Source organism: Micromonospora globbae (assembly GCF_036184225.1).
GTDB classification, from domain to species: domain Bacteria; phylum Actinomycetota; class Actinomycetes; order Mycobacteriales; family Micromonosporaceae; genus Micromonospora; species Micromonospora globbae.
The window spans coordinates 269626-291942 of sequence record NZ_CP108084.1; the positions used below are offsets into that span (position 1 = coordinate 269626).

Annotated in this window: 19 protein-coding genes, 1 other RNA gene and 2 pseudogenes; 16 read left to right on the plus strand and 6 right to left on the minus strand. The window is 74.2% G+C overall.

All coding sequences use genetic code 11. The annotated features are described in order from the left end of the window. Window positions 1-5: 5 nt before the first annotated feature. The 3 genes and pseudogenes from OG994_RS01245 to OG994_RS31505 form a co-directional block, all read left to right on the plus strand. Window positions 6-3143: a DEAD/DEAH box helicase gene (locus OG994_RS01245; RefSeq protein WP_328851944.1), complete on the plus strand. Its 3138-nt coding sequence runs from the start codon at window positions 6-8 to the stop codon at window positions 3141-3143. After that, window positions 3140-3737: pseudogene (locus OG994_RS01250) on the plus strand (SWIM zinc finger family protein); the annotation flags it as partial. The gene OG994_RS01245 and the pseudogene OG994_RS01250, both read left to right, overlap by 4 nt. 74 nt (window positions 3738-3811) lie before the next feature. Further along, window positions 3812-4033: pseudogene (locus OG994_RS31505) on the plus strand (SWIM zinc finger family protein); the annotation flags it as partial. A gap of 130 nt (window positions 4034-4163) precedes the next feature. On the opposite strand, the gene OG994_RS01255 reads toward OG994_RS31505, so the two are convergent. Together OG994_RS01255 and OG994_RS01260 are read right to left on the minus strand one after the other, a co-directional pair. Continuing rightward, on the minus strand, window positions 4164-4421 hold the full coding sequence (locus OG994_RS01255; protein WP_120330391.1) for a DUF3040 domain-containing protein: 258 nt from the start codon (window positions 4419-4421) through the stop codon (window positions 4164-4166). A gap of 1658 nt (window positions 4422-6079) precedes the next feature. After that, window positions 6080-6760, minus strand: coding sequence for a bifunctional DNA primase/polymerase (locus OG994_RS01260; protein ID WP_328851946.1), 681 nt, complete (start codon window positions 6758-6760; stop codon window positions 6080-6082). Window positions 6761-6995: 235 nt separating this feature from the next. Between OG994_RS01260 and OG994_RS01265 the strand changes: the two genes are divergently transcribed. The 7 genes from OG994_RS01265 (at window position 6996) to mctP (ending at window position 13804) form a co-directional block, all read left to right on the plus strand. Beyond that, entirely contained in the window at window positions 6996-8225 is a 1230-nt protein-coding gene (locus tag OG994_RS01265; RefSeq protein WP_120330393.1) for a helix-turn-helix domain-containing protein, read from the plus strand. A 16-nt stretch (window positions 8226-8241) separates the two neighbouring features. Continuing rightward, window positions 8242-8814 (plus strand): flavoprotein, encoded by a 573-nt coding sequence (locus OG994_RS01270; protein ID WP_120330426.1) that lies wholly within the window; start codon window positions 8242-8244, stop codon window positions 8812-8814. Between the two features lie 118 nt (window positions 8815-8932). Next, window positions 8933-9769, plus strand: coding sequence for a Nif3-like dinuclear metal center hexameric protein (locus OG994_RS01275; RefSeq protein ID WP_407942591.1), 837 nt, complete (start codon window positions 8933-8935; stop codon window positions 9767-9769). Beyond that, window positions 9759-10496: a zinc ribbon domain-containing protein gene (locus tag OG994_RS01280; RefSeq protein WP_328851948.1), complete on the plus strand. Its 738-nt coding sequence runs from the start codon at window positions 9759-9761 to the stop codon at window positions 10494-10496. Before OG994_RS01275 ends, OG994_RS01280 begins: the two co-directional genes overlap by 11 nt. Window positions 10497-10502: 6 nt before the next feature. Beyond that, a complete protein-coding gene (locus tag OG994_RS01285; RefSeq protein WP_328851949.1) occupies window positions 10503-11720 on the plus strand; it encodes a bifunctional RNase H/acid phosphatase in 1218 nt (405 codons plus the stop codon). 192 nt (window positions 11721-11912) lie between these two features. Beyond that, on the plus strand, window positions 11913-12155 hold the full coding sequence (locus OG994_RS01290) for a DUF3311 domain-containing protein (protein WP_120330397.1): 243 nt from the start codon (window positions 11913-11915) through the stop codon (window positions 12153-12155). Then, window positions 12155-13804 carry a monocarboxylate uptake permease MctP gene (mctP, locus tag OG994_RS01295; RefSeq protein ID WP_328851950.1) on the plus strand — a complete coding sequence of 550 codons (1650 nt, stop codon included), beginning with the start codon at window positions 12155-12157 and terminating at the stop codon, window positions 13802-13804. Before OG994_RS01290 ends, mctP begins: the two co-directional genes overlap by 1 nt. A 222-nt stretch (window positions 13805-14026) precedes the next feature. On the opposite strand, the gene OG994_RS01300 is transcribed toward mctP, so the two are convergent. Beyond that, the gene (locus OG994_RS01300) at window positions 14027-14494 is read right to left on the minus strand and encodes a MarR family winged helix-turn-helix transcriptional regulator (protein ID WP_120330399.1); all 468 of its coding nucleotides are present in this window, start codon (window positions 14492-14494) and stop codon (window positions 14027-14029) included. Window positions 14495-14547: 53 nt separating this feature from the next. On the opposite strand from OG994_RS01300, the gene OG994_RS01305 reads away from it, so the two are divergent. Further along, window positions 14548-15780 carry an MFS transporter gene (locus tag OG994_RS01305; RefSeq protein ID WP_328851951.1) on the plus strand — a complete coding sequence of 411 codons (1233 nt, stop codon included), beginning with the start codon at window positions 14548-14550 and terminating at the stop codon, window positions 15778-15780. A gap of 131 nt (window positions 15781-15911) precedes the next feature. Here the strand turns inward: OG994_RS01305 and OG994_RS01310 are convergent, their stop codons facing one another. Further along, window positions 15912-16673 carry a sulfite exporter TauE/SafE family protein gene (locus tag OG994_RS01310; RefSeq protein ID WP_328851952.1) on the minus strand — a complete coding sequence of 254 codons (762 nt, stop codon included), beginning with the start codon at window positions 16671-16673 and terminating at the stop codon, window positions 15912-15914. Between the two features lie 144 nt (window positions 16674-16817). Between OG994_RS01310 and rnpB the strand changes: the two genes are divergently transcribed. Next, window positions 16818-17231, plus strand: an RNA gene (gene rnpB / locus OG994_RS01315) — RNase P RNA component class A. A gap of 196 nt (window positions 17232-17427) precedes the next feature. Then, window positions 17428-17823, plus strand: a complete 396-nt coding sequence (locus OG994_RS01320) for an NUDIX domain-containing protein (protein ID WP_328851953.1) — start codon at window positions 17428-17430, stop codon at window positions 17821-17823. A gap of 530 nt (window positions 17824-18353) precedes the next feature. On the opposite strand, the gene OG994_RS01325 is transcribed toward OG994_RS01320, so the two are convergent. Together OG994_RS01325 and OG994_RS01330 are read right to left on the minus strand one after the other, a co-directional pair. Next, window positions 18354-18479: a hypothetical protein gene (locus OG994_RS01325; RefSeq protein WP_275670812.1), complete on the minus strand. Its 126-nt coding sequence runs from the start codon at window positions 18477-18479 to the stop codon at window positions 18354-18356. Between the two features lie 227 nt (window positions 18480-18706). Next, a complete protein-coding gene (locus OG994_RS01330; protein ID WP_328851954.1) occupies window positions 18707-19210 on the minus strand; it encodes an NUDIX hydrolase in 504 nt (167 codons plus the stop codon). A 379-nt stretch (window positions 19211-19589) separates the two neighbouring features. On the opposite strand from OG994_RS01330, the gene OG994_RS01335 reads away from it, so the two are divergent. From OG994_RS01335 to OG994_RS01345, 3 genes are all read left to right on the plus strand, one after another. Then, on the plus strand, window positions 19590-19793 hold the full coding sequence (locus OG994_RS01335) for a hypothetical protein (protein WP_192902065.1): 204 nt from the start codon (window positions 19590-19592) through the stop codon (window positions 19791-19793). An 82-nt stretch (window positions 19794-19875) separates the two neighbouring features. Next, window positions 19876-20622 (plus strand): histone, encoded by a 747-nt coding sequence (locus OG994_RS01340; protein WP_120327106.1) that lies wholly within the window; start codon window positions 19876-19878, stop codon window positions 20620-20622. A gap of 73 nt (window positions 20623-20695) precedes the next feature. Then, entirely contained in the window at window positions 20696-22126 is a 1431-nt protein-coding gene (locus tag OG994_RS01345; RefSeq protein ID WP_328851955.1) for an RNB domain-containing ribonuclease, read from the plus strand. Window positions 22127-22317: the final 191 nt, after the last annotated feature.

Below are 22317 nucleotides of genomic sequence, written 5' to 3' on the forward strand. Positions count from 1 at the left end.
AGCACGTGCTGGTCATCCACGGGTTGTGGCTGTCCGGCGACCCCGGCGAGTCGGCGCTCGCGGTATGGGGTGAGCGGAGCACGCTGCCGGCCGAGGCGCCGCGGCGCGCGGGCCGCCCGCCCCGGGAACGTCCGCACCCGTTCGCGGCCGACCACGCCACGCTGGCCGCCGCGCTCGCCGAGGCCGCCGAACCCACCGGGCTCGACACCGCCCTGCTCACGCTGCCGACCCGCGGCGGCGTACCCGCGGACTCGCCGGAACTGGTCCGGACCGCCGTCGCGGTCCCGCCCCGCGGGCGGGTCACGCTCGGCGGGTGGCGGGTCCCCGTCCTGCGGTACGCGCCGGACGCCGCCCTGCCTCTGCTGCGCGCCCTGGACGACCTCCCGGCCGTGCCCGGTGCGACCCTGCGCCACCTCGCCGAACTGGCCGACTTCGCCGCCGACCTGGTCGCCCGCGGCCGGGTCCTGCCCGGCGTGGCCGACGCCGTCGCGGGTGACCCGGCGTCCGGCGCGCGGGCCGTGTGGCGACCGCTGCTCACCGGCGCCGACGCCGGCTGGGCGCGGTCGCTCGCCCTCGCCCTGCCACCGGCCGCCCGCGCCGCCGCGCCCGAGGCGCCTCCCGGCGTACTGCTGGCCGACGCCCTGGACGCCCTGACCGACGCCGCCGCCCGGGCCGCGCTGGCCAACACCGCACTGGCACGCGGCATGCGTCCGGGCGGGCCGGTGCCGGCCTGGCTGCGCGCGCTCACCGGGCCGCACCGGGAGTTCACCGCCGAGCCGGCGGCGCTGGCGCTGCTCCGGGCCGAGCTGGACGCGTGGCAGCGCGACGCCGCCGGCGGCGCGGTGCGAGCGAGCTTCCGCCTGACCGAGCCCCCCGCCGACCCAACCCTCGACGATCTTGCACTTTCTGCCCGGACATCCGGGACGAAAGACGCGATCCAGGGGCCGGAAGTGCAAGATCGCGGGGAGGTCGTGGGGGCGGGGGACCGCTGGCGGCTGGAGTTCGGGCTCCAGGCCGCCGACGAGCCCAGCCTGCACGTCGACGCGGCACGGGTCTGGCGGGACGCGGCGGCGACGGCCGCGCTGGCCGGCCGGTCGGGCAACCCGCAGGAGACGCTCCTCGCCGAGCTGGGCCGCGCCAGCCGGCTCTGGCCCGACCTGGACGCGGCGCTGCGCACCGCCGCCCCCGAGGGGCTGGAGCTGGACGTCGAGGGCGCCCACCGGTTCCTGCGGGAGGGTGCGCCGGTGCTGCACGCCGCCGGGTTCGGCGTACTGCTCCCGTCCTGGTGGCACCGCCCGTCGTCCCGGCTCGGCGCCCGGTTGCGGGCCCGGTCGCGGACGGCGCCGGGAACCGTGGCCGGCGCGGCCGGTGGGGTCGGCCTCGACGCCCTCGTCGACTACCGCTGGGAGGTGTCCCTCGGCGACGAGCCGCTCACCGCCGACGAGCTGGCGGCGCTCGCCGCGCTGAAGACACCGCTGGTGCGGCTGCGGGGCCGCTGGGTCGAGCTGGACCCGAAGCGGCTCGCCGCCGGTCTGCGCCTGCTCCGCTCGGCCGGCGAGCTGACCGTCGCCGACCTGCTGCGGCTCGGGCTCACGGCCGGCGACGACGGGGCGGCGCTGCCGGTGCTGGAGGTGACCGCCGACGGGGCGCTCGGCGACCTGCTCGCCGGGGCCGTGGAGCGCCGGCTCACGCCGCTGGACCCGCCCGCGACGTTCCGTGGCACGCTGCGCCCGTACCAGCGGCGAGGGCTGGCCTGGCTGGCCTTCCTCCAGTCGCTCGGCCTCGGTGGCGTGCTCGCCGACGACATGGGTCTGGGCAAGACGGTGCAACTGCTCGCGCTGCTCGCCGGGGACCCTCCGGACGCCGGGCCGACCCTGCTGGTCTGCCCGATGTCGCTGGTCGGGAACTGGCAGCGGGAGGCGGCCCGGTTCGCGCCGCGGTTGCGCGTACACGTGCACCACGGGGCCGACCGGGCCCGGGGCGCGGCGTTCGTCGAGACCGTGCACGCCGCGGACCTGGTCCTCACCACCTACTCGGTGGCGGCCCGCGACGCGGTGGCGCTCGCCGGCATCGACTGGCACCGGGTCGTGGTGGACGAGGCGCAGGCCATCAAGAACGCCTCCACCCGGCAGGCCGAGGCCGTGCGCGCGCTGCCAGCCCGGCACCGGGTGGCCGTCACCGGTACGCCCGTCGAGAACCGCCTCGCCGACCTCTGGTCCATCATGCAGTTCGCCAACCCCGGGCTGCTCGGCCCGGCGGCCATGTTCAAGAAACGGTACGCCGAGCCGATCGAGCGCCACGGCGACACCGAGGCCGCCGAGCGCCTGCGGCGGATCACCGGGCCGTTCGTGCTGCGCCGCCTCAAGACCGACGCCTCGATCATCTCGGACCTGCCCGAGAAGCTGGAGATGGAGGTCGTCTGCAACCTGACGGCCGAGCAGGCCTCGCTCTACCGGGCGGTGGTCGACGACATGCTCGACAAGATCGAGTCCAGTGAGGGCATCGAACGGCGCGGGCTCGTGCTGGCCACCATGACCCGCCTCAAGCAGGTGTGCAACCACCCCGCCCAGCTGCTGCGCGACGGCTCGCCGCTCCCCGGCCGCTCCGGCAAGCTGGCCCGCCTCGAGGAGATCCTGGAGGAGGTGCTGGCGGCGGGGGAGAAGGCCCTGCTCTTCACCCAGTACGCCGAGTTCGGCGGCATGCTCCGCGGCCACCTCTCCGCGCGTTTCGGCAGGGAGGTGCTGTTCCTGCACGGCGGCGTCGGCAAGGCCGACCGCGACGCGATGGTCACCCGGTTCCAGTCTCCCGACGGCCCGTCGGTGTTCGTGCTGTCGTTGAAGGCCGGCGGCACCGGGCTCACCCTCACGGCGGCGAACCACGTCGTGCACGTCGACCGCTGGTGGAACCCGGCGGTCGAGGACCAGGCCACCGACCGGGCGTTCCGCATCGGGCAGCGGCGGCGGGTGCAGGTACGCAAGTTCGTCTGCGCCGGGACGGTCGAGGAGAAGGTGGCGGCGCTCATCGCCGACAAGCGCAGCCTCGCGGCCCGCGTCGTCGGCACCGGCGAGCAGTGGGTCACCGAGCTGTCGACCGCGCAGCTGCGCGACCTGTTCGCGCTGGAGGCCGGGGCGGTGGCCGAGTGAGCCAGAGCGCGACGGGCCGGTTCGCCGACTACGGCCGTCCCCGCCGGGTGGAGGGTGGGCTGAAGGCGCGCAGCACCCGCGGTGCGATCGGCCGTTCCTGGTGGTCGCGGCGCTTCCTGGAGGTGCTCGAGTCGTTCGCGCTCGGCACCCGGCTCACCCGCGGCCGGTCGTACGCGCGGGCCGGCCAGGTGGTGCGGCTGGACATCGCGCCGGGCGCGGTCACCGCCGTGGTGCAGGGATCCCGACCCCGACCGTACGACGTCCACATCGGACTGCCCCCGTTCCCGGCGGAGCTGTGGGACCGGGTGGAGGCGGAGCTGGCGGCACAGGCGTTCTTCAGCGCCCGGCTGCTCGCCGGTGACCTGCCCGCCGAGTTGGAGGAGCTGTTCGCCGCGGCGGGTGCGCCGCTGTTCCCGGCGGCCGTCGACGAGTTGACGCAGCGATGCAGCTGCCCGGACTTCGCCGTGCCGTGCAAGCACCTGGCGGCCACGTTCTACCTGCTCGCCGAGGCGTTCGACGCCGACCCGTTCGCGCTGCTGCACTGGCGCGGGCGCGCCCGCGCCGAGCTGCTGGACCGGCTGCGGTCCCTCCGGGCCGCCGCCACCGGCGTCACGCCGGTGTCCGCGACCGAGGACGCGGCGACCGACGCCGACGCGGCGGACCTGACGCCCGTCGGGGCCGCGCGCGTGCTGGCCGCCCTGCCACAAGCGCCGCTGGCCGAGGCGGTCGACCGGTTCTGGCTGCCGCCGGTGCCGCTGCCGGACCGGCCGCCGAGCCTGGCCACCGGGCCGGACCTGCTGCTGCGGCAGCTCGGCCCGCCGGCACCCGCGATCGGCGGGCCCGGCCTGCTCGAACGACTCCGCCGGGCGTACCGCGCCTTCGGCGGCTGAGGCCGGCGAGCCGGCCGCGGTGCCCGCGCCGGACCGGCGTCCACACCGGACCTTCCCGCGCGCACCCCGTCGCCGATCGCCATCGCCGGCGACCGGCGGGTACGGGGCCGGCCCGGCCGGCGACGGGCGGTCATAGCCAGCGGCGGCGGAAGCGCCACATGAGAACCGCGTTGGCCACCAGGACCACCGCGCAGATCGCGCCGGCCATCCGTCCGGCGAGCACGGTCATCGCCGGCAGGGCGGCCCACAGCAGGATGGTCAGCAGCATCAGATAGCGGCCGCGGCGACCGCGTGCCCGGTTGTCCAGCCGGGCGAAGAACGCCGGGTCGCTCTCCCGTAGCTGCCGAGTGATCTGTTCGAACCTGCGCTGATCCTCTTTGCTGAGCATGGCGGTGCCTTCCCCTCACGCGTTCAGCGGTTCGGCGGCTTACCCGTTGCGGCGGCGGCTCACGCCGCCTGTCGCCGGTCCTTTTCCCCGTTGCGGCCCGGCCATGGGCGCAGCGGGCCGGGCATCGCGCGGCGATTGCGGAGTACGGCGTGCGGGGCGGCGGGGTGCCCCGTGCGGGGCACTCCGGCACCGGCCCACCCGGGCCTCGACGCGGCCGCCGGCGGCCAGAGGCGCCCAGATTTGCCGGAGACGGCGGAAACGCCCCATCGACGCCGTCGGGGCGCGCGCACGGCAGGTACCCCGCGCGGGGCGGGGGCGGCCGGGTAATGGGGCCACCGTCCCCGCGCCATGCCGGCAACGGCCCGCGCAATGCCGGCAACGGGCCGCGCCATGCGGCGGCGGAGCGTGCCATGCGGCGAGGGAGCGTGCCATGCGGCGAGGTAGCGTTCCATGCGGCAGCGGACGGTGCCATGCGGCAACGGCCCGCGCCATACGTCGCCCTCACCCAGACGCACGTGCAGCCGTCCAACGGCGCCGACCACGTCACGTCCCGGGCCGGGACCGCACTCGCCCAACCGATGCTGTCGACCTGCCCCATATCTGGGGCAACCGGGACCGCAGTCGGCCCGGCGATGCTGTCGACCTGCCCCATATCCGGGGCAACCGGGACCGCAGTCGGCCCGGCGATGCTGTCGACCTGCCCCATATCTGGGGCAACCGCCTCCCGACGGCCGACACTGACCGACGGCCGACACTGACCGGACGGCCGAGACGGGTGGGACGGCACCCGGGTCGCGTCAGGGGCGCATGCCCCATATCTGGGGCAGCTCGACAGGACACGGCACATGTGTCTGCTGTGAACCGGCGACCGCCGGGCGCGCCGAGGCCACAACATCGAGGAAGTGGTGGCCTCGATCGCTCCTCGATGCGACAACATCCAGGAAGTTGCGCGATCTTGGCGAGTGACCCGCACGCGGAGGGCGTCGTGCGATTCGCCCGCCGGATGGCCCTGGCGATCGACGAATTCGTGCAATCGGGACCGGCATCCGACGAGCAGCGCGACCACGCCGACCGGAACGAGCCGGCGGCGCGGGTGTGGGCCGACGCGGGCGTGATTCGCCAGCGGGCGGGCTCGGCACCCTCGCGGTGTCGGCGGGCCTCGGTCGCGTCGGCGGTGTCGGGCGACCTCAGGGTGTCCGGCCACCTCAGCGGTGTCGGGCGACCTCAGGGTGTCCGGCGACCTCAGCGGTGTCGGGCGACCTCAGCGGTGTCGGGCGACCTCAAGGTGTCCGGCCACCTCAGGGTGTGCGGCCACCTCAGGGTGTCCGGCGACCTCAGGGTGTCCGGCGACCTCAGCGGTGTCCGGCGACCTCGGCGGTGTCGGCCGTCTGGCCGGTGTCGGCGGGCTCGGCGGTCAGCGGGCCGGGCGGTGGGTGCCGGCCGGGCGGGAGCCCATCGGCCGCGGGCGGCCGGGGCGCGAACCCGAGGGACGGGTGCCGGCCCAGCGCCGGCGTGGGCGGCTGCGGTAGGGCGGCTCGGTGCCGCCCGGGTACGGCGCGGTGTCGTCCGTGGACATGGTTTCCCCGCTCCCGGCGCGGGTCCGCGCCGTCGCCGTGCTCAACGAGGACGGACGCCCGGACGTCGCTGCCCGGTTCGGGTCACATGCCGCGGCGGGGGAGCGGGAGGTGGCCAGGGAGCAGGTCCGAGGTGAGCGTGACGCCGGTCGCCCGCAGGGCGTCGATGAGCGTGTTCTGCACCAGGTAGGAGTCGGGCAGCCGCCAGCGGGCCTGCTCGGGCGCGACCGCCCAGCGTACGGCGCCCTCCGGCAGCCGGGTCGGCGGCGCCGGGATCCACGAGCCGATCCCGTGCCGGACCACGTGGAAGCAGTGCTCCAACTCCGGCCGGAGCGGGTCACCGGGGCGTACCAGGAACATCCAGCGGCCGGTGGGGGTCACCAGCACCGGCCCGCGTACGCCGGCGCCGGCCGGGTGGGTCTGCACCGCGTCGAGCACCCGGCGGCCCAGGTGGGCGGGGACCTCCAGCACGTCGAACGCCCGCCCGGTGGGCAGGAGGACACCGTGCGGGCGCGTCCGCCACCAGGTCGCCACCCGGGCCGGGTCGGCGCTGGCCGCGTGCTCCCAGTTCTCCAGCGCGGGGTGGCAGCCGATCGTCGGGCAGCCGGCCCGTCCACAGACGAAGCGGCTGCGGGCCAGACACGCCCCCGGGGTCACCTCCCAGCCGTGGACGGCGTAGCGCACGGCGACCCGGCGCAGCCGTACCCGTTCCAGTGGCGACAGTTGCGCGACCCGCGGGCCGACATTCCCCCACATCGGTGCCATCTCCCCTCGTCGGGCCCGACCGCTCCGCGTTCTCACGTCGAGCGCCGTCACTGCCGTAACCCACGATCGTTGAGTTGACGAACGGCTGATGCAACTTGCACGAAAACTACGAGGACTGGCTCAACGGCTGACGCACTGGCTGTGCGACCAGCGAAAACCTGAAGACGACGAGCGCCGCTTCCACGGCCGCCGCCCGGCACACCGGCGACCACACCACACAGGGGAGGGATGGGAGATGGAGGAGCTACCCATAGGTCGTCGGGTGGCGTACTGGCGAGGCCGGCGCAAGATGTCGCAGCAGGTCTTCGCCGACCGGCTGGGCAAGTCGAAGAGCTGGGTGGACAAGGTCGAGCGCGGCGTGCGCCGGCTGGACAAGTTCTCGGTCCTCTACGAGATAGCCGACATCCTCCAGGTCGACGTGCAACTGCTGCTCGGCAAGGACCCGGAGCGGCGGACCGACGCGCTGAACTGCATCGACCAGGTCGAGGTCGAGGAGATCCGGGCGGCCCTGGAACGGTACGACTCGATGAGCGCCTACTTCGACGCCGCCCCGTACCCGCCGCCGCTGGCCGACATGCGCAAGGCGGTCAACCACGCCTGGCTCACGTACCAGTACGGCCGCTACGGGATGCTGACCCGGGCGCTGCCGAAGCTGCTGCGCGACGCCCAGGCCGCCGACGCCGGCTACGGCGGTGACGACGCCCGGGAGGCCGCCCACCTGCTCGGGCAGGTCTACCAGATCGCCTCCTCGGTGCTGCGCAAGCTCGGCGAGTGCGACCTGGCCTGGCTCGCCGCCGACCGGTCGATGGCGGTCGCCCAGCGGGCCGACGACCCGCTGCTGGCCGGGATCGCCACGACCCGGGTCTGCAACGCGCTGGTCGCCATGGGACGCCCCCGCCCCGCGCTGGAACTCAACGTCACGATCGCCAACCGGCTGGCGCCCGGCGGCGCGAACGACGCCTCGCCGGAGCGGCTCAGCGTCTACGGGATGCTGCTGCTCCAGGGCGCGATGGCCGCCGCGCGGATCGGTGACTCGGCCACCGTCGACGACCTGATCAACGGCGCGCGCGAGGCAGCCACGCTGCTGGGCAGCGACCAGAATCACTACTGGACGTCGTTCGGCCCCACGAACCTCGAACTGCACCGGGCCGCCGCGGCCGTCGAGCTGGGTGACGGCGGCCGGGCGGTCGAGGTGCACCAGCTCCACATCCAGGAGCCCGCGTTCAACGCCCTGCTGCCCGAACGGCGGGCCCACCACCTGCTCGACATCGCCCGCGGCTTCGCCCAGATGGGCGACGTCGCCAACGCCGGCGAGATGCTGTTGCGCGGCGACCGGCTCGCGCCGTCGGAGATCCGGTGCCGGCCGATCGCGCACGAGGTGATGTCGGACATCCTGCGTCGCACACGTGGTGCGCCGCCTTCTCCGATTGCGGAGTTGGCTGAGCACATGGGAGTAGGAGTATGAGCACGGAGCCGGCATGATGTCCGGCCCGCAATCCGTCGACGGGCGCCGCGAGGTGCTCTACGTCATCGCCTGCGGCTCGCCGCTGGCCCGGCACGTCGGACGGCTGGTCGACCTGGCCCAGCAGGACGGCTGGGACGTGTGTGTGATCACGACCCCGGACGGCGCGAAGTTCGTCGACCGGCCCGCCCTGGTCCGGCAGACCGGCCACCCCGTCCGGACGCACTACAAGCAGCCGGGCGACCCGGACCTGCTGCCGCCGGCGAACGCCATGATCGTCTGCCCGGCCACGGTCAACACGGTCAACAAGTGGGCCGCCGGGATCACCGACACCCTTGCGCTCGGGTTGCTCGTGGAGGCGCAGGGCCTCGGCGTACCCATCGTGGCCGTGCCCTTCACGAACGCGGCGATGGCCGCCCACCCGGCGTTCCGGGCCGGCCTCGCCCGGCTCGACGAGTGGGGGGTCACGGTGCTCTTCGGCGACCACGTCTTCCCGCTGCACGCACCCGGGACCGGAGAGCGGCACCTGCACGCGTTCCCCTGGGGGATCGGCCTCACCGCGCTGCGGGCCCGGCTCTGCCCGCTGGTCTGAGCGCGCGGTACGCGCAGCCTGATCGGCCCGGTCCGGCGGGGGAGGCGGCCGGGCACCGCCCGCGCCGGTAAGCTGGCCCGCCGTGAGCACAACCGCATCCGGACCGACGGTGACCGACGTGGTGGCCGAGCTGGAGCGGCGCTACCCGCCCGTCTGGGCCGAGGACTGGGACCGGGTCGGTCTGGTGCTCGGTGAGCCGTCCGCCCCGGTTCGCCGGGTTCTGTGCGTGGTGGACGTGGTGCCCGAGACCGTCGCCGAGGCGCTCGACGCCGGCGTGGACCTGATCGTCGCCCACCACCCGCTGCTGCTCCGCGGGGTCTCCTCGGTCGCGCCGACCACGTACAAGGGGCGGATCGTCCACCGGCTGATCCGGGCCGGGATGGCGCTCTACGTGGCGCACACCAACGCCGACGTGGCCGCCCCCGGGGTGTCCGACGCGCTCGCCGCCCGGTTCGGGCTGACCGACCTGAGGCCGCTGCGTCCGCCCGCGCCCGGCGCGCCCGCGTACGGCCCCGGGCGCGGTTTCGGCCGGATCGGTGAACTGCCCCGCCCCATGACCCTCGCCGAGCTGACCCGGCACGCCGCCGCCGTGCTGCCCGCCACCGCCTGGGGCGTACGCGCCGCCGGGGACCCGGATCGGACGGTGCGTACGCTCGCGGTCAGCGGCGGCTCCGGCGACGCCTTCCTCACCGACGCGACCGCCGCCGGCGTGGACGCGTTCCTCACCGCCGACCTGCGGCACCACCCGGCCGGGGAGCACCTCGCCGACGAGGGGCCCGCCCTGCTCGACGCCGCCCACTGGGCGACCGAGCGGCCGTGGCTGGACGACCTGGCCGCGCTCCTGCGGGAGGCGCCGGGGGTCGAGACCCTGGTGTCTGACCTGGACACCGACCCGTGGACCGTGCATGCTTGCGCACCCGCTGTGGACGACAAGGAGCCCCGACGTGAAGGCTGACCCGCAGGTCCAGCGCCGCCTGCTCGACCTCCAGGCGATCGACACCGCACTCGCACAGCTCGCCCACCGGCGCCGCACGCTGCCCGAGCGGGCCGAGCTGGAGGCGCTGGCCCGGGAGCTGTCCGCGCTGGAGGACGAGCGGGTACGCGCCCAGGTGGCGGTCGACGACCTGGACCGGGACATCGCCCGGCTGGAGAAGGACATCGACCAGGTCCGGGCCCGCAAGGAGAAGGACGAGGCGCGGCTCGCCGCCGGCAGCGGCCCGGCCCGCGAGCTGGAGGCGCTCCAGCACGAACTGGTGTCGCTGAACCGCCGGCAGAGCGACCTGGAGGACGCCGAGCTGGAGCTCATGGAGCAGCGGGAGACCGCCCAGGGCGTCCTCGACGGCGTGGAGCAGCGGCTCGCCGAGGCGCGGGAGAAGCGGGCGGCCACCGAGCGGCGCCACGACGAGAGCCTCGCCGAGATCGCCAAGGAGGAGGAGTTCAGGCGGTCGGTGCGGGCGCCGCTCGCCGCGGACCTCCCGTCCGACCTGGTGGCGCTCTACGACCGGATCCGCGAGGACACGGGGCTGGGCGCCGCGCTGCTCACCGCGGGCCGCTGCGGCGGCTGCCGGTTGGAGCTGGCCGGCGCCGACCTGGCCCGGATCCGCGCGGCGGCCCCGGACGACGTGGTCCGCTGCGAGGAGTGCCGGCGGATCATGGTGCGGACGAACGAGTCGGGTCTGTAGGCGGCGATGGCGTCACGGGTGGTCCTGGTCGAGGCGGACGGCGGGTCCCGGGGCAACCCCGGCCCGGCCGGGTACGGCGCGGTGGTCCGCGACGCGGACACCGGCGAGGTGCTCGCCGAGCGGTCCGGGTCGATCGGGGTGACCACCAACAACGTGGCCGAGTACCGGGGCCTGATCGCCGGGCTGGAGGCCGCCGCCGACCTCGGCGCCACGGAGGTCGAGGCCCGGATGGACTCGAAGCTCGTGGTGGAGCAGATGTGCGGCCGCTGGCAGATCAAGAACGCCGGGCTGCGGCCGCTCGCCGCGCAGGCCGCGGAACTGGTCAGCCGCTTCGCCGCGGTGCGCTTCACGTGGGTTCCCCGGGAGCGCAACCGCCACGCGGACGCGCTGGCCAACGCCGCCATGGACGAGGCGGCCGGCGCGCCGGCCCGGCCGGTGGTCGACCGGCCCCGCATCGTCGAGCCCCCACGTGAGGTCGGCGGCGCCGACCCGGCGGCCCGGGATGCGGCCCGCGAGGTCGCCGCCCACGCCGCCACGGCGCGGACGACCGGCAGCGACGCGACCACGGCACCCGCCTCCTGGGAGCCCCGCCCCAGCCTCACGGCGACCCGGCTGCTGCTCGTCCGCCACGGCGAGACCGAGTACACCGAGCAGCGGCGCTACTCCGGCCGCGGTGACGTCGCGCTCTCCGCCCGGGGGCGGGAACAGGCGCGGGCCACGGGCGCCCGGGTGGCCGCGCTGGCGCCCGGTGCGGTCGCCGTGGTCACCTCACCGCTGTCCCGCTGCACGGCGACCGCCGAGGCCATCGCCGCGGCGCTCGGCGGTGTGCCGGTACGCCGCGACGACGACCTCATCGAGTGCGACTTCGGCGCCTGGGAGGGGCGGACGTTCGCCGAGGTGCGCGAGGGCTGGCCGGGCGAACTGGACGCCTGGCTCGCCTCGACGGCGGTGGCGCCGCCGCAGGGGGAGTCGTTCGTGCAGGTCGCGGAGCGGGCGACACGGGCCGTGGCCGCGCTGTGCGCCGCGTACCCCCGGGAGACCGTCGTGGTGGTCTCCCACGTCTCGCCGATCAAGCTGATCCTCCGCGACGCCCTCGCGGCCGGCGACGCCTTCCTGCACCGGCTCTACCTCGACGCCGCCGGCATCTCCGTGCTGGACCTGTGGCCCGACGGCGGCGTCGCGGTCCGGTCCGTCAACGACACCGCCCACCTGTCGAGCGTCTGAGTCAGCCGGCCAGGAACCTGGCCGGCATCGGGGCATCGCGCCAGATCCAGTCGGCAACCTGTGGCCCACCATTCGGCGCAGCGGATCCGCCGTTCGGCGCAGCACCACCGGAACGGGAAGCGTGACGCCCGTCACACAGTCGTAGCCTCCGGCCGTCACAACGCGAGTCATGACTTCCCGGAGGTGTGTCACATGGCTGCACCGGACCCGGAGGCGCCGCTCACGGCGTCGTCCAGGGCGAAGGACAAGAGTCCCTGGAACTGGCTGCTGCTCGTCCCGATCGTGGTGCCGCTGGTGCCCGCGTTCTTCAACGGCGACTCGCCACGCCTGTTCGGCTTCCCCCGCTTCTACTGGCTCCAGCTCGCCTACATCGTCCTCGGCGTGGCGACCACCACCGTGGTGTACCAGCTCACGAAGAGGCGGGGTGACCGCTGATGTGGCGCGACCACCTCACCGAGATCATCATCTTCACGCTGCTGTTCCTGCTGGTCAGCGCGATGGGCTTCGTGGCCGCGCGGTGGCGGGCCCCGAGGGACATGGCCCACCTCGACGAGTGGGGGCTGGGCGGGCGCAACTTCGGCGGCTGGATCACCTGGTTCCTCGTCGGCGGTGACCTCTACACGGCGTACACGTTCGTGGCCGTGCCGGCGCTCGTCTTCGGCGCGGGCGCGATGGGCTTCTTCGCCGTGCCGTACACCATCGTCATCTACCCGCTGGTGTTCCTGGTGCTGGTCCGCCTCTGGTCGGTGTCGCACCGGCACGGCTTCGTCACCCCGGCCGACTTCGTCCGCAGCCGGTTCGACTCGCCCGTGCTGGCGCTGCTGATCGCGATCACCGGCATCGTCGCCACCATGCCGTACATCGCCCTGCAACTGGTCGGCATCGAGTCGGTGCTCAAGGCCATGGGGGTGACCGGCGAGAGCACGATCGCCCGGCACCTGCCGATCATCGTGGCGTTCGCCATCCTGGCCGCGTACACCTACCAGTCCGGGTTGCGGGCGCCCGCGCTCATCGCGTTCGTCAAGGACTCGCTCATCTACGTCGTGATCCTCGTGGCGATCTTCTGGCTGCCGTACAAGCTCGGCGGCTGGGACGACATCTTCGCCGCGGCGGACGCGAAGTTCGACGCCTCACCGGCGCCGGGCGACGGGGTGCTGCTCAACGCCAACAACCAGCTCCAGTACGTGACGCTCGCGTTCGGCTCGGCGCTCGCGCTCTTCCTCTACCCGCACAGCCTCACCGGTGTGCTCGCCAGCCGGAACCGGGACGTCATCAAGCGGAACATGTCCGCCCTGCCCGCGTACAGCCTGCTGCTCGGGCTCATCGCGCTGCTCGGTTACATGGCGATCGCGGCCGACGTGACGCCGTTGCCGGGTGCGAAGGAGGGCACCACCGACAGCAACACGATCGTGCCGCTGCTGTTCGACCAGCAGTTCCCGGACTGGTTCGCCGGCGTCGCGTACGCGGCCATCGGCATCGGCGCCCTCGTGCCGGCGGCGATCATGTCGATCGCGGCGGCGAACCTGTTCACCCGCAACATCTACAAGGAGTACCTGCGGCGCGACGCCACCCCGGCGCAGGAGGCGAACGTCTCGAAGATCACCTCGCTCGTCGTGAAGATCGGCGCGGTGGCCTGCATCGTCTTCCTCGACCCGCAGTTCTCCATCGACCTGCAGCTCATCGGCGGCGTGATCATCCTCCAGACGCTGCCGGCCGTGGCCCTCGGCCTCTACACCCGCTGGTTCCACCGCGGCGCGCTGGTCGCGGGCTGGGTGGCCGGCATGGGGCTCGGAATGTGGATGCTCTACCAGATCTCCAGCCCGACCCGGAAGCACTTCGCCGGCTCGGCCTTCCCGCTGGAGAAGTTCGGCTTCGACACCCAGAAGACGATCTACGTGGGGATCGTGGCCGTGCTGGTCAACCTGCTCGTCGCGGCGCTCGTGACGCTGCTGCTGCGGGCGGTCAAGGTCCGCGACGGCGTCGACGGCACCCGGCCGGACGACTACTTCGCCGACGAGGGCGACCCGCGCGTGACCCCCGGCGACCGCCGGGACGCCGACGCCGCCCCCGAACCGGTGGCCTGACGGAATCCGGCCCCCGCACGAGCGCCCGTCGCCGTGCGGGGGCCTGTCCTCGTGCGGGCGGTGGTCGGCCGGACCTGCGGCCGGCGCCGTCCTGCGGTCGGCGTCGCCGCTGGCTGGTCCTGCGCGCCGACGGCCCGTTCCCGGCCAGCCGGTCCTGTTGGCCGGGAACGGGCCAGGCTGGCCGGTTGTGCGGGCGGCCTGGCGGTGCGTTTCCCGGCCGGCTCAGCGGCGGGGGCGGCGTTCGAGGGACTGGTTGAGCCGGTACAGCATCTCGGCGAGGGTGTCCCGGTCCTCCGGCGCCCAGTCGGCGAGGATCTCGCCGTAGAGCCGCGTGCGAGCCGCCTGCACGGCGGCCATGCGCTGCAGGCCGGCCGGAGTGGGGGAGACCACCATCCCGCGCCCGTCGTGCGGGTCGGGCTCGCGGGTGATGAGGCCGTCCCGCTGCATCGCCGAGACCTGCCGGGTCACGGTCGAGCCGTCCAGGTCGAGTCGGGCGGCGAGCGCCGAGACGTTCTGCGGGCCGGCGTCGGCCAGGTGCCGCAGGATGACGTACGCCGCGCGGTCGAGCACGCGGTGCTCGGCGCTGGTGCGCCGCCGGGTGGCCTCGCCGAGCCGCATCAGCATCGCCACCTCGGTCTCGATCCGGCCCAGAGTGACGTCGCCGGCTTCCGTGGAGATGTCCTCGCCCATAGCTGTATGATACAGGAGAATTACCTGTACGATACAGCTACTTGGGAGGCGGAGTGGATCGGCGCGCCGAACCGAACCGCAGTGCCATCTACGCCACCACGCTGGTGGCGTTCCTCGCCATCGCCGGCATCGCCGTGGTGGACCCGATCCTGCCGGCCATCGGCGAGGCGATCGGGGTCACCGCCTGGCAGGTCGAGCTCCTCTTCACCGCGTACATCGCGGTCATGGCCGTCGGCATGATCCCGGCGACCCTCGCCAGCGGCCGCTTCGGGTTCAAACCGGTGCTGATCACCGGCGTGTCCGTGGTCGGGCTCGCGGCCATCCTGGCGTCGTTCAGCAACAACATCGTCCAGCTCAGCGTGCTGCGCGGGGTCTGGGGCCTCGGCAACGCGATGTTCTTCGCCACCGCCATGGTGGTGCTCGTCAACCTGGCCCTCGACCGGGAGTGGGTGGTCGGCCTCTTCGAGACCGCGCTCGGGCTCGGCTTCGCCGTCGGCCCGCTGCTCGGCGGCCTGCTCGGCGAGGTGAGCTGGCGGCTGCCGTTCTTCGTCTGCGGCGTGTTCATGGTGCTCGCCCTCGCGGTGGCCGCCCGCAAGCTGCGCGAGCCGACCAACCGGCAGGCGCCGGTGCGCGTCGGGCAGATCTTCGCCACGTACCGGCGGCCCGCGTTCGTCGCGCTCTGCGCCGTCACCGCGGCGTACAACTTCGTGTTCTTCGTCGTCCTCGGCTACACGCCGCTGTTCCTCGGCCTGGACGTCGTGCCACTCGGGCTGGCCTTCACCGGCTGGGGTCTCGGCCTGGCGGCCGGCATCCTGGTGATCGGCCACCGGCTCGCCCACCGGATCGGGGCGGTGCAGACGGTCGGTGTGGCCGTCGCCGGGCTCCTGGTCTGCATGGTGCTCTTCGCCACCTCGTCCGGCACCACCGAGTCGCTGGTCGTGCTGGTGCTCTCCGGGCTCTGCATGGGCCTGGCCAACGCCAACCTCACCGACCTGGCGCTCGGCCTCGGCTCCCGCGACCGCCGGCTCGCCACCGGGGCGTTCAACCTGGTGCGCTGGGGCGCCGCCGCGCCGGCCCCGATCATCGCCGGGAAGCTCGCCGAGCGCTCCCTGGCGCTGCCGTACTGGGTCGGCTTCGCGGTGCTCGCGGCGGGCGTGCTGGTCTACCTCGCCACCGCGCACGTGATGGCCGCCGGCTACGGCGAGCGGGTGCTCTGGTCCCGCTGGAACCGCGCCGCCGCCCGCGCCGAGGGCGCCCCAGAGGAGCCGGTCGGCGAGGCGTACTGACCCGCTGCCCCCGCCCCCGCCCCGCCCCCGCCCCGCCCCCGCCCCCGCGATCTTGCACTTTGTGCCCCGGCAAAGGGTACAAATGCCCCGAACCGAGGGCCGAAAGTGCAAGATCGCGGGGGAGTGGGGGGTCAGACCAGGGCGCGCCACAGCAGGTGGAGGCCGATCACGGTGCCGAAGACCACGATCAGGGTCTTGAGCACCACCGGCGGCAGGCGGCGGACCACCCGCGCGCCGACGTACCCGCCGAGCAGCGTCGCCGGTGCGACCACCCCGACGGCCGCCCAGTTCACCGGCCCGAAGAGGGCGAACACCACGAGCGTGGTGAGTCCCACCACCGCCGAGAGCAGGTTCTTGATGGCGCTGACCCGGGCCAGCGTGGCGTCCAGCACCAGCGCCAGCCCGGCCACCAGCATCACCCCGAGCGCCGCGCCGAAGTAGCCCCCGTACACCGAGCCGAGCGCGACCATGGTCTGCACGGTGACCGTACGGCGGCGCGGCGGGAGGTCCCGCGGGTGGCCGACGAGCCGGCGCAGCGGATCCTGGAACGCCAGCACCGCCGTGGCGCCGAGCACCAGGAACGGTACGACCACCTCGAACGCCCGCGCCGGCGTGCCGAGCAGCAGCAGCGCACCGGCGATCGTGCCGAGCACGGTGGTGGGCACCAGCCGGGCCAGGACCCGCCGGCTGGGCAGGTCCATCCAGCTCCCCGCCACGCTCGCCACGTACCCGGGGAACACCGCCACCGAGTTGCTGACGTTCGCCGGCACCGGCGGCAACCCGACCGCGATCATCGCGGGAAAGGTGATGAGGGAGCCACCACCGGCCACCGCGTTGACCGTGCCCGCGGCGAGGCCGGCGGCGAGCAGCAGCGCGGCGTGGGGAAGATCCATGGTCCCCCGAGGCTAGTACCCGCCCCACCCGGCCGCCCGCCGGGCCGAAGCGCCCTTTCCGCACCGCTTTTCCGAGGTGCGATGGCCGGGACGGGCCGGCAATAGCCGGCGGGTCGCCGTCGTTAGGATGAACAGCGCGACGGACGAGTCGACCGGGCGGTCGCGTCGGCGGGCCCCGGCCCGCCGCCGAGGAACGTCCGGACTCCACAGGGCAGGGTGGTTGCTAACGGCAACCCGGGGCGACCCGCGGGACAGTGCCACAGAAAACAGACCGCCGGCCCCATCGGGGACGGTAAGGGTGAAACGGTGGGGTAAGAGCCCACCAGCACCCCGGGTGACCGGGGTGGCTCGGTAAACCCCACCCGGAGCAAGGCCAAGAAAGGGTCGCCGACCGGCAGGACGACGACCCGCGCAGACGCTCGAGGGCTGCCCGTCCGATGTCTGCGGGTAGGCCGCTGGAGCCTGTCGGCAACGGCAGGCCGAGATGGATGACCGCCGCCGGCGCCGCCCTCCGGGGCGCGCCGCGCACAGAATCCGGCGTACAGGTCGACTCGTCCGTCGCCCACCAGGTCGCAGCCTCGATGAGTGGCGCAGCCCTGGAACTCACCGCACCGTGGTTCGTCACTCGCCGACACGAACCCGGCGGTCTCGCAGCGTCAGCCCGAGACTCGACTTGTGTCCGCAGCGGCGGAGCCCGACAGCGCGCCCCTCTGGCTGGGGCGAGCTTGTCCTATCCCTGTGCTCCAATCCCGTCGTGCATGTCGTCGTCACAGGCGCGCTCGTGGAAGACAGCGCCGTCCTGCTCGTCCACCGCAGCCCCACCCGCCGGGCCTACCCCGATCTCTGGGATCTGCCCGGCGGGCACGTCGAAGCGGGTGAGTCGGAACTACAAGCCCTCGCCCGTGAGATGCACGAGGAACTCGGTGTGCACATCGTGGCGGAATCCTCATCACGGCTGGGCGACTGGCACGCCGGCAGCGGCGAGAACGCCGTTCACGTGGCCGTCTGGCACATCGCGGACTGGACCGGCTCACCGACCAACCGCGCACCCGACGAGCACGACGACATCGCATGGGTCAGGATCAACGACCTGGACGGCCTCCCCCTCGTGCACGGCGACCTGGCGGCGTTGATCGGTTCTCTGCCCTGAGCCCGACCGGCAGCCGCGTTCGTGATCTTCCGGATACGATCCGCCGGTGAATCGATCACTCGTCATGGGTCTGCTCGGCGTCACCCTGCTTCTCGCCGGTTGTGCCGACGACCGGCCGGCGGCGAGCCGGCCCAGCCCTGACCAGGCCAGTCGCGCTGGTTGCGTGGGTGTTGCCCGGCTCGTGGAGGAGGGTGACCGCGGAGAAGGGCTGACGTGGGCGGCTGGTCGCTAAACGAAGTCGCGGTCGGGCACGGGTGATGGCTCGCGCGATCACACCCCAGACCGTCCGCTGCCAGTTGGGCCCGACCGGTCGGACGCGGACCCGATGGCGCCGTGGTGAACGCCGACGAGGGCGTCGATACAGCACCCGCCAACGCCGGCTCACCGGGACCTACCGCTAGCGCCGGCTCACCGGGACCTACCGCTAGCGCCGGATTTACCGACACCTACCGCCGGCACCTACGGCCGGCGCATGGGCGCCGCTGGGCCCACGGGTACCGCCGGGATGTGCCGGCACCGGCAGCGTCGGCTCACTGGTAGCGGCGGCCGGGCCTGGTGGCGCCGGTCGGCTTGTTGACCACGGCGTCCCGGCGCCGGCGGCGAATCATGATCGACTTGGCGCCCTTCTTCAGCCTGCTCAGGATCCGGTCCTTCATCGCACGCCTCCCCTCTCGTGTCCGGTCGGATCAGGCACGGCGATTCCGCACCGAGCGACGAGGTCGCCGGGTGCGGCACGATCCGGCGCTCGCGTACCCCATGAGGCCGCAACCATTCGTGTAAGGGCGACCCGCGACGCCGGGCTCCCGACCACGGCATCGACGGCCGGGTGTGGCCCGCGCGCCGGTCGGTCGCGGGCCACGATGGACGGTGCCGGTGCGACCGGTCAGCGGACGTCGGCGTGGTCGTCCCAGACCGCGCCCACGGGCAGGAAGTACGCCCGCTCGGCGGGAGCCAGCGCCTGTGCGATGACGAGCCGGGCGTGGGCGTCGAGGTCCGGCAGCCGCTCGGGCGGGAACCACTCGACGGCCTCGGACTCGTCGTCGTTGACCCGCGCGGTGCCCCCGAGCCAGCGGCACTCGAAGCCCAGGTTGAGGTACTCGCACCGGTCCCCGTTCGGGTACGTGTACGGGTGGGAGACGACGCTGGCGAGCCGGACCGGCTCCACGTCGACGCCGGTCTCCTCCCGTACCTCCCGGACCACGGCGGTGGCCGGCTGCTCGCCCGGGTCGACGACGCCGCTCACCACCGACCAGCGGCCGTCGTCGGCGCGCTTCCCGAGAAGCAGCTCCCCGGCGTCGTTGCGGACCACCGCACTCACGCTCGGCAACCACAGCAGGTCATGGCCGACGTGCTTCCGCATCCGCTGGATGTATTCCGGTACGCCCACCCGGCGACCCTAGCCCAGCCAGCCGTGCCGGCCGGCTCGGGCTCAGCTCTGGCGGCCCGGCTCGGGTTCAGCCGGACCAGCTCAACGACCGGCCGACCCGCTCGTACTCCTTGGCCAGCCCGGCGTCGATCCGCGCCAGCCGCTCCTCGCTGAGCACCACCGCGGGCTCCTGTCAGGCGCCGCGGCGCGCCGTGGTCCCGTCCGTCCCGCGGATGCCACCGATCGCCGATCGGCGGGTGCGAAGGAGTTTCCGCCTCCCGGGGTTGTCGTTTTTGCCCGTTTCTGCCCCGCGCCGGCGGGAGCGGATCTACTGTGGATGCCATCGGCGACTTGTGGTGTTCCGGTGGCGGCCGGGCGGTTCGCGATGCACAGTGATCTCATGAGCGACAGCGGACGTGGTGGGCACTACTACTGGTGCACCCGACACCACCGGGTCGAGACCGACGCCGACGTGTGTGCGGCACGGCACGTGCTCGGCCCGTACGCCTCGGCCGCCGACGCGGAGAACGCCCTGCAGCGGGTGCAGGAGCGCAACGAAGCGTGGGAGGCGGAGGACGCCCGCTGGGCCGGGGAGGACAGGTAGACGGCGCGGGACCGCCCGCGTCGAGGTACTCCGTGCTCCGCGAGGAGACACGCGAGAGCACGTCCCCAAGGAGGGAACCGAGATGGCCGTAACACCGAAGGCCACCCGCCCGGCCGCGAAACGTACGACCGCGAAGAAGACCGCCGCGGCGGAGCGGAACACGACCGCGAGCCGGACCACCCCCGCGCGCCGGGCCGCCGGCGGCGCGACCGCCGCGAAGGCGACCGGTGGGGCGGGGCGCGCCCCGGCGAAGAAGACGACCGCGGCCAAGGCCCCCGCGAAGAAGGCGGCGACCAAGGCCTCCACCACCGCCCGGAAGACCGCCACCACGGCGAAGAAGGCACCGGCGAAGACGTCGGCCGCCGCGAAGAAGGCGCCGGCCAAGAAGTCGACCGCCGCGAAGAAGGCCGGCACGACCACACGGAAGTCCACCGCCGCCGCGAAGAAGACCACGACCGCCGCGAAGCGGACCACCACGGCGGCGGCGAAGAAGACGACCTCGGCGGCCCGCAAGGCGACGGGCGCCGCCAAGAAGACCGCCACGGGCGCGGCGAAGAAGACCACGGGCGCGGCGAAGAAGGCTCCGGCGAAGAAGGCGCCCGCGAAGAAGGCGCCGGCCAAGCGCACCACCGCCGCCACCCGTCCGGCGGGCGGCGCCCGCGGCACCGCCGCGAAGAAGGCGCCGGCCCGGAAGACGGCCGGCGCCGCCGGGGGTACGGCGCGCAAGACGGCGGCGAGGAAGGCTCCGGCGAAGAAGTCGACGCCGACCACCGCGCGGGCCACCACCGCCCGGGGCGCGGCGGCAGCCGCCCGCAAGTCGGCCCGCTGACGCTCCGGGGGTACGCGGCGACCACCCGATCCTGGTCGGGCGGATCGTCCGCCGCGCTGTCAGGATGGACCCCGTGGTCATCCGACGCGTCCTCGCGCCCCGCATCGACTTCGCCGCGCTGCGCCGCGAGCTGGGTCTGCCCGAGGAGTTCCCGGCCGCGGCGCGGCGTGAGGCGGACGCCGCGGCGGCCGACCCGCCACGGCCGGCGGTCGACCGCACCGACGTCCCGTTCGTGACGGTGGACCCGGCCGGGTCACGCGACCTGGACCAGGCGATGCACCTCAGCCGCCGGCCGGGCGGCGGCTACCGGGTGCGGTACGCGATCGCCGACGTCGCCGCACACGTACGCCCGGGCGGGGCGCTGGACGAGGAGACCTGGCGGCGGGGGCAGACGGTCTACCTTCCCGACGGCAACGTGCCGCTGCACCCCGAGACGCTCAGCGAGGGCGCCGCGAGCCTGCTGCCGGACGCCGACCGTGCCGCCGTGGTGTGGACCATCGACCTGGACGCCGACGCCGCCACCGTGGCGGTCACGCTGGAACGCGCCCTCGTGCGCAGCCGGGCCAAGCTGGACTACCTGGGTGTCCAGGCCGACGCCGACGCCGGCCGGCTGCCCGAACCCATCGCCCTGCTCCCCGAGATCGGCACGTGTCTCACCGCCCGGGGCCTCGACCGCGGCGCCATCAACCTTCCGCTGCCCGAGCAGGAGGTGGAAGCCGACGGCGACGGCTGGCGGCTGGTGCTGCGTGCGCCGGTGCCCATGGAGGAGCACAACGCCCAGATCTCCCTGCTCGCCGGGATGGCCGCGGCCGACATCATGCTCGCCGGGCGGATCGGCCTGCTGCGTACGATGCCGGCTCCGAAGCCGGAGGCCGTGCAGCGGCTGCGCACCGCCGCCGCCCCGCTGGGCGTGCACTGGCCGGACGGCGCCGGCCCCGGCGAGGTCATCGCGCGGCTCGACCCGGGCCAGCCCCGGGCGGCGGCGTTCATCGACCAGGCGGCGGAGCTGATGCGCGGCGCCGCGTACACCGCGTTCGACGGCGAGATCCCGCAGCAGCCGGAGCACGGCGGGGTCGCGGCCGCGTACGCCCATGTCACGGCGCCGTTGCGGCGGCTGGCCGACCGGTACGCGACCGAGGTCTGCCTGGCCCTGCACGACGGCCGTCCGGTGCCGGACTGGGCGCGCGCGGCGCTGCCCCGGCTGCCGGACGTCATGGCCACGACGGACCGGACGGCCTCCGCGGCGACCCGGGGCGCCGTCGAACTCACCGAGGCGGTGCTGCTCGCCGACCGGGTGGGCGAGGTGTTCGACGCGGCGGTGCTCGACGTCGACGCCCCACCGAACGGACGGTCCCGGCCCCGCCCGCCGGGCGGCACCGTGGCCCTGGACGCCCCGCCGGTACGCGCCCGCTGCCTCGGCGACCTGCCGCTCGGCGAACGGATCCGGGTCCGCCTGGTCACCGCCGACCCGGCCGCCCGGACCGTACTCTTCGAACGCGCCTGATCCCGGATCCGGCCGGGCGTCGGCGGGGCGCGGCGCCGGCCGCGCGACGCGTGACCCCGGAGTCGATCCGGACCGCGCCCGGGCCTGGAGCCGGGTGGGGCGCTCGTGTCCTGTCGAGCTGCCCCAGATGTGGGGCAGGCTGCCGCTGCCTGAACCTTGGCGGTCGGGCCGGACCCGCGGCCGTGCGGTGG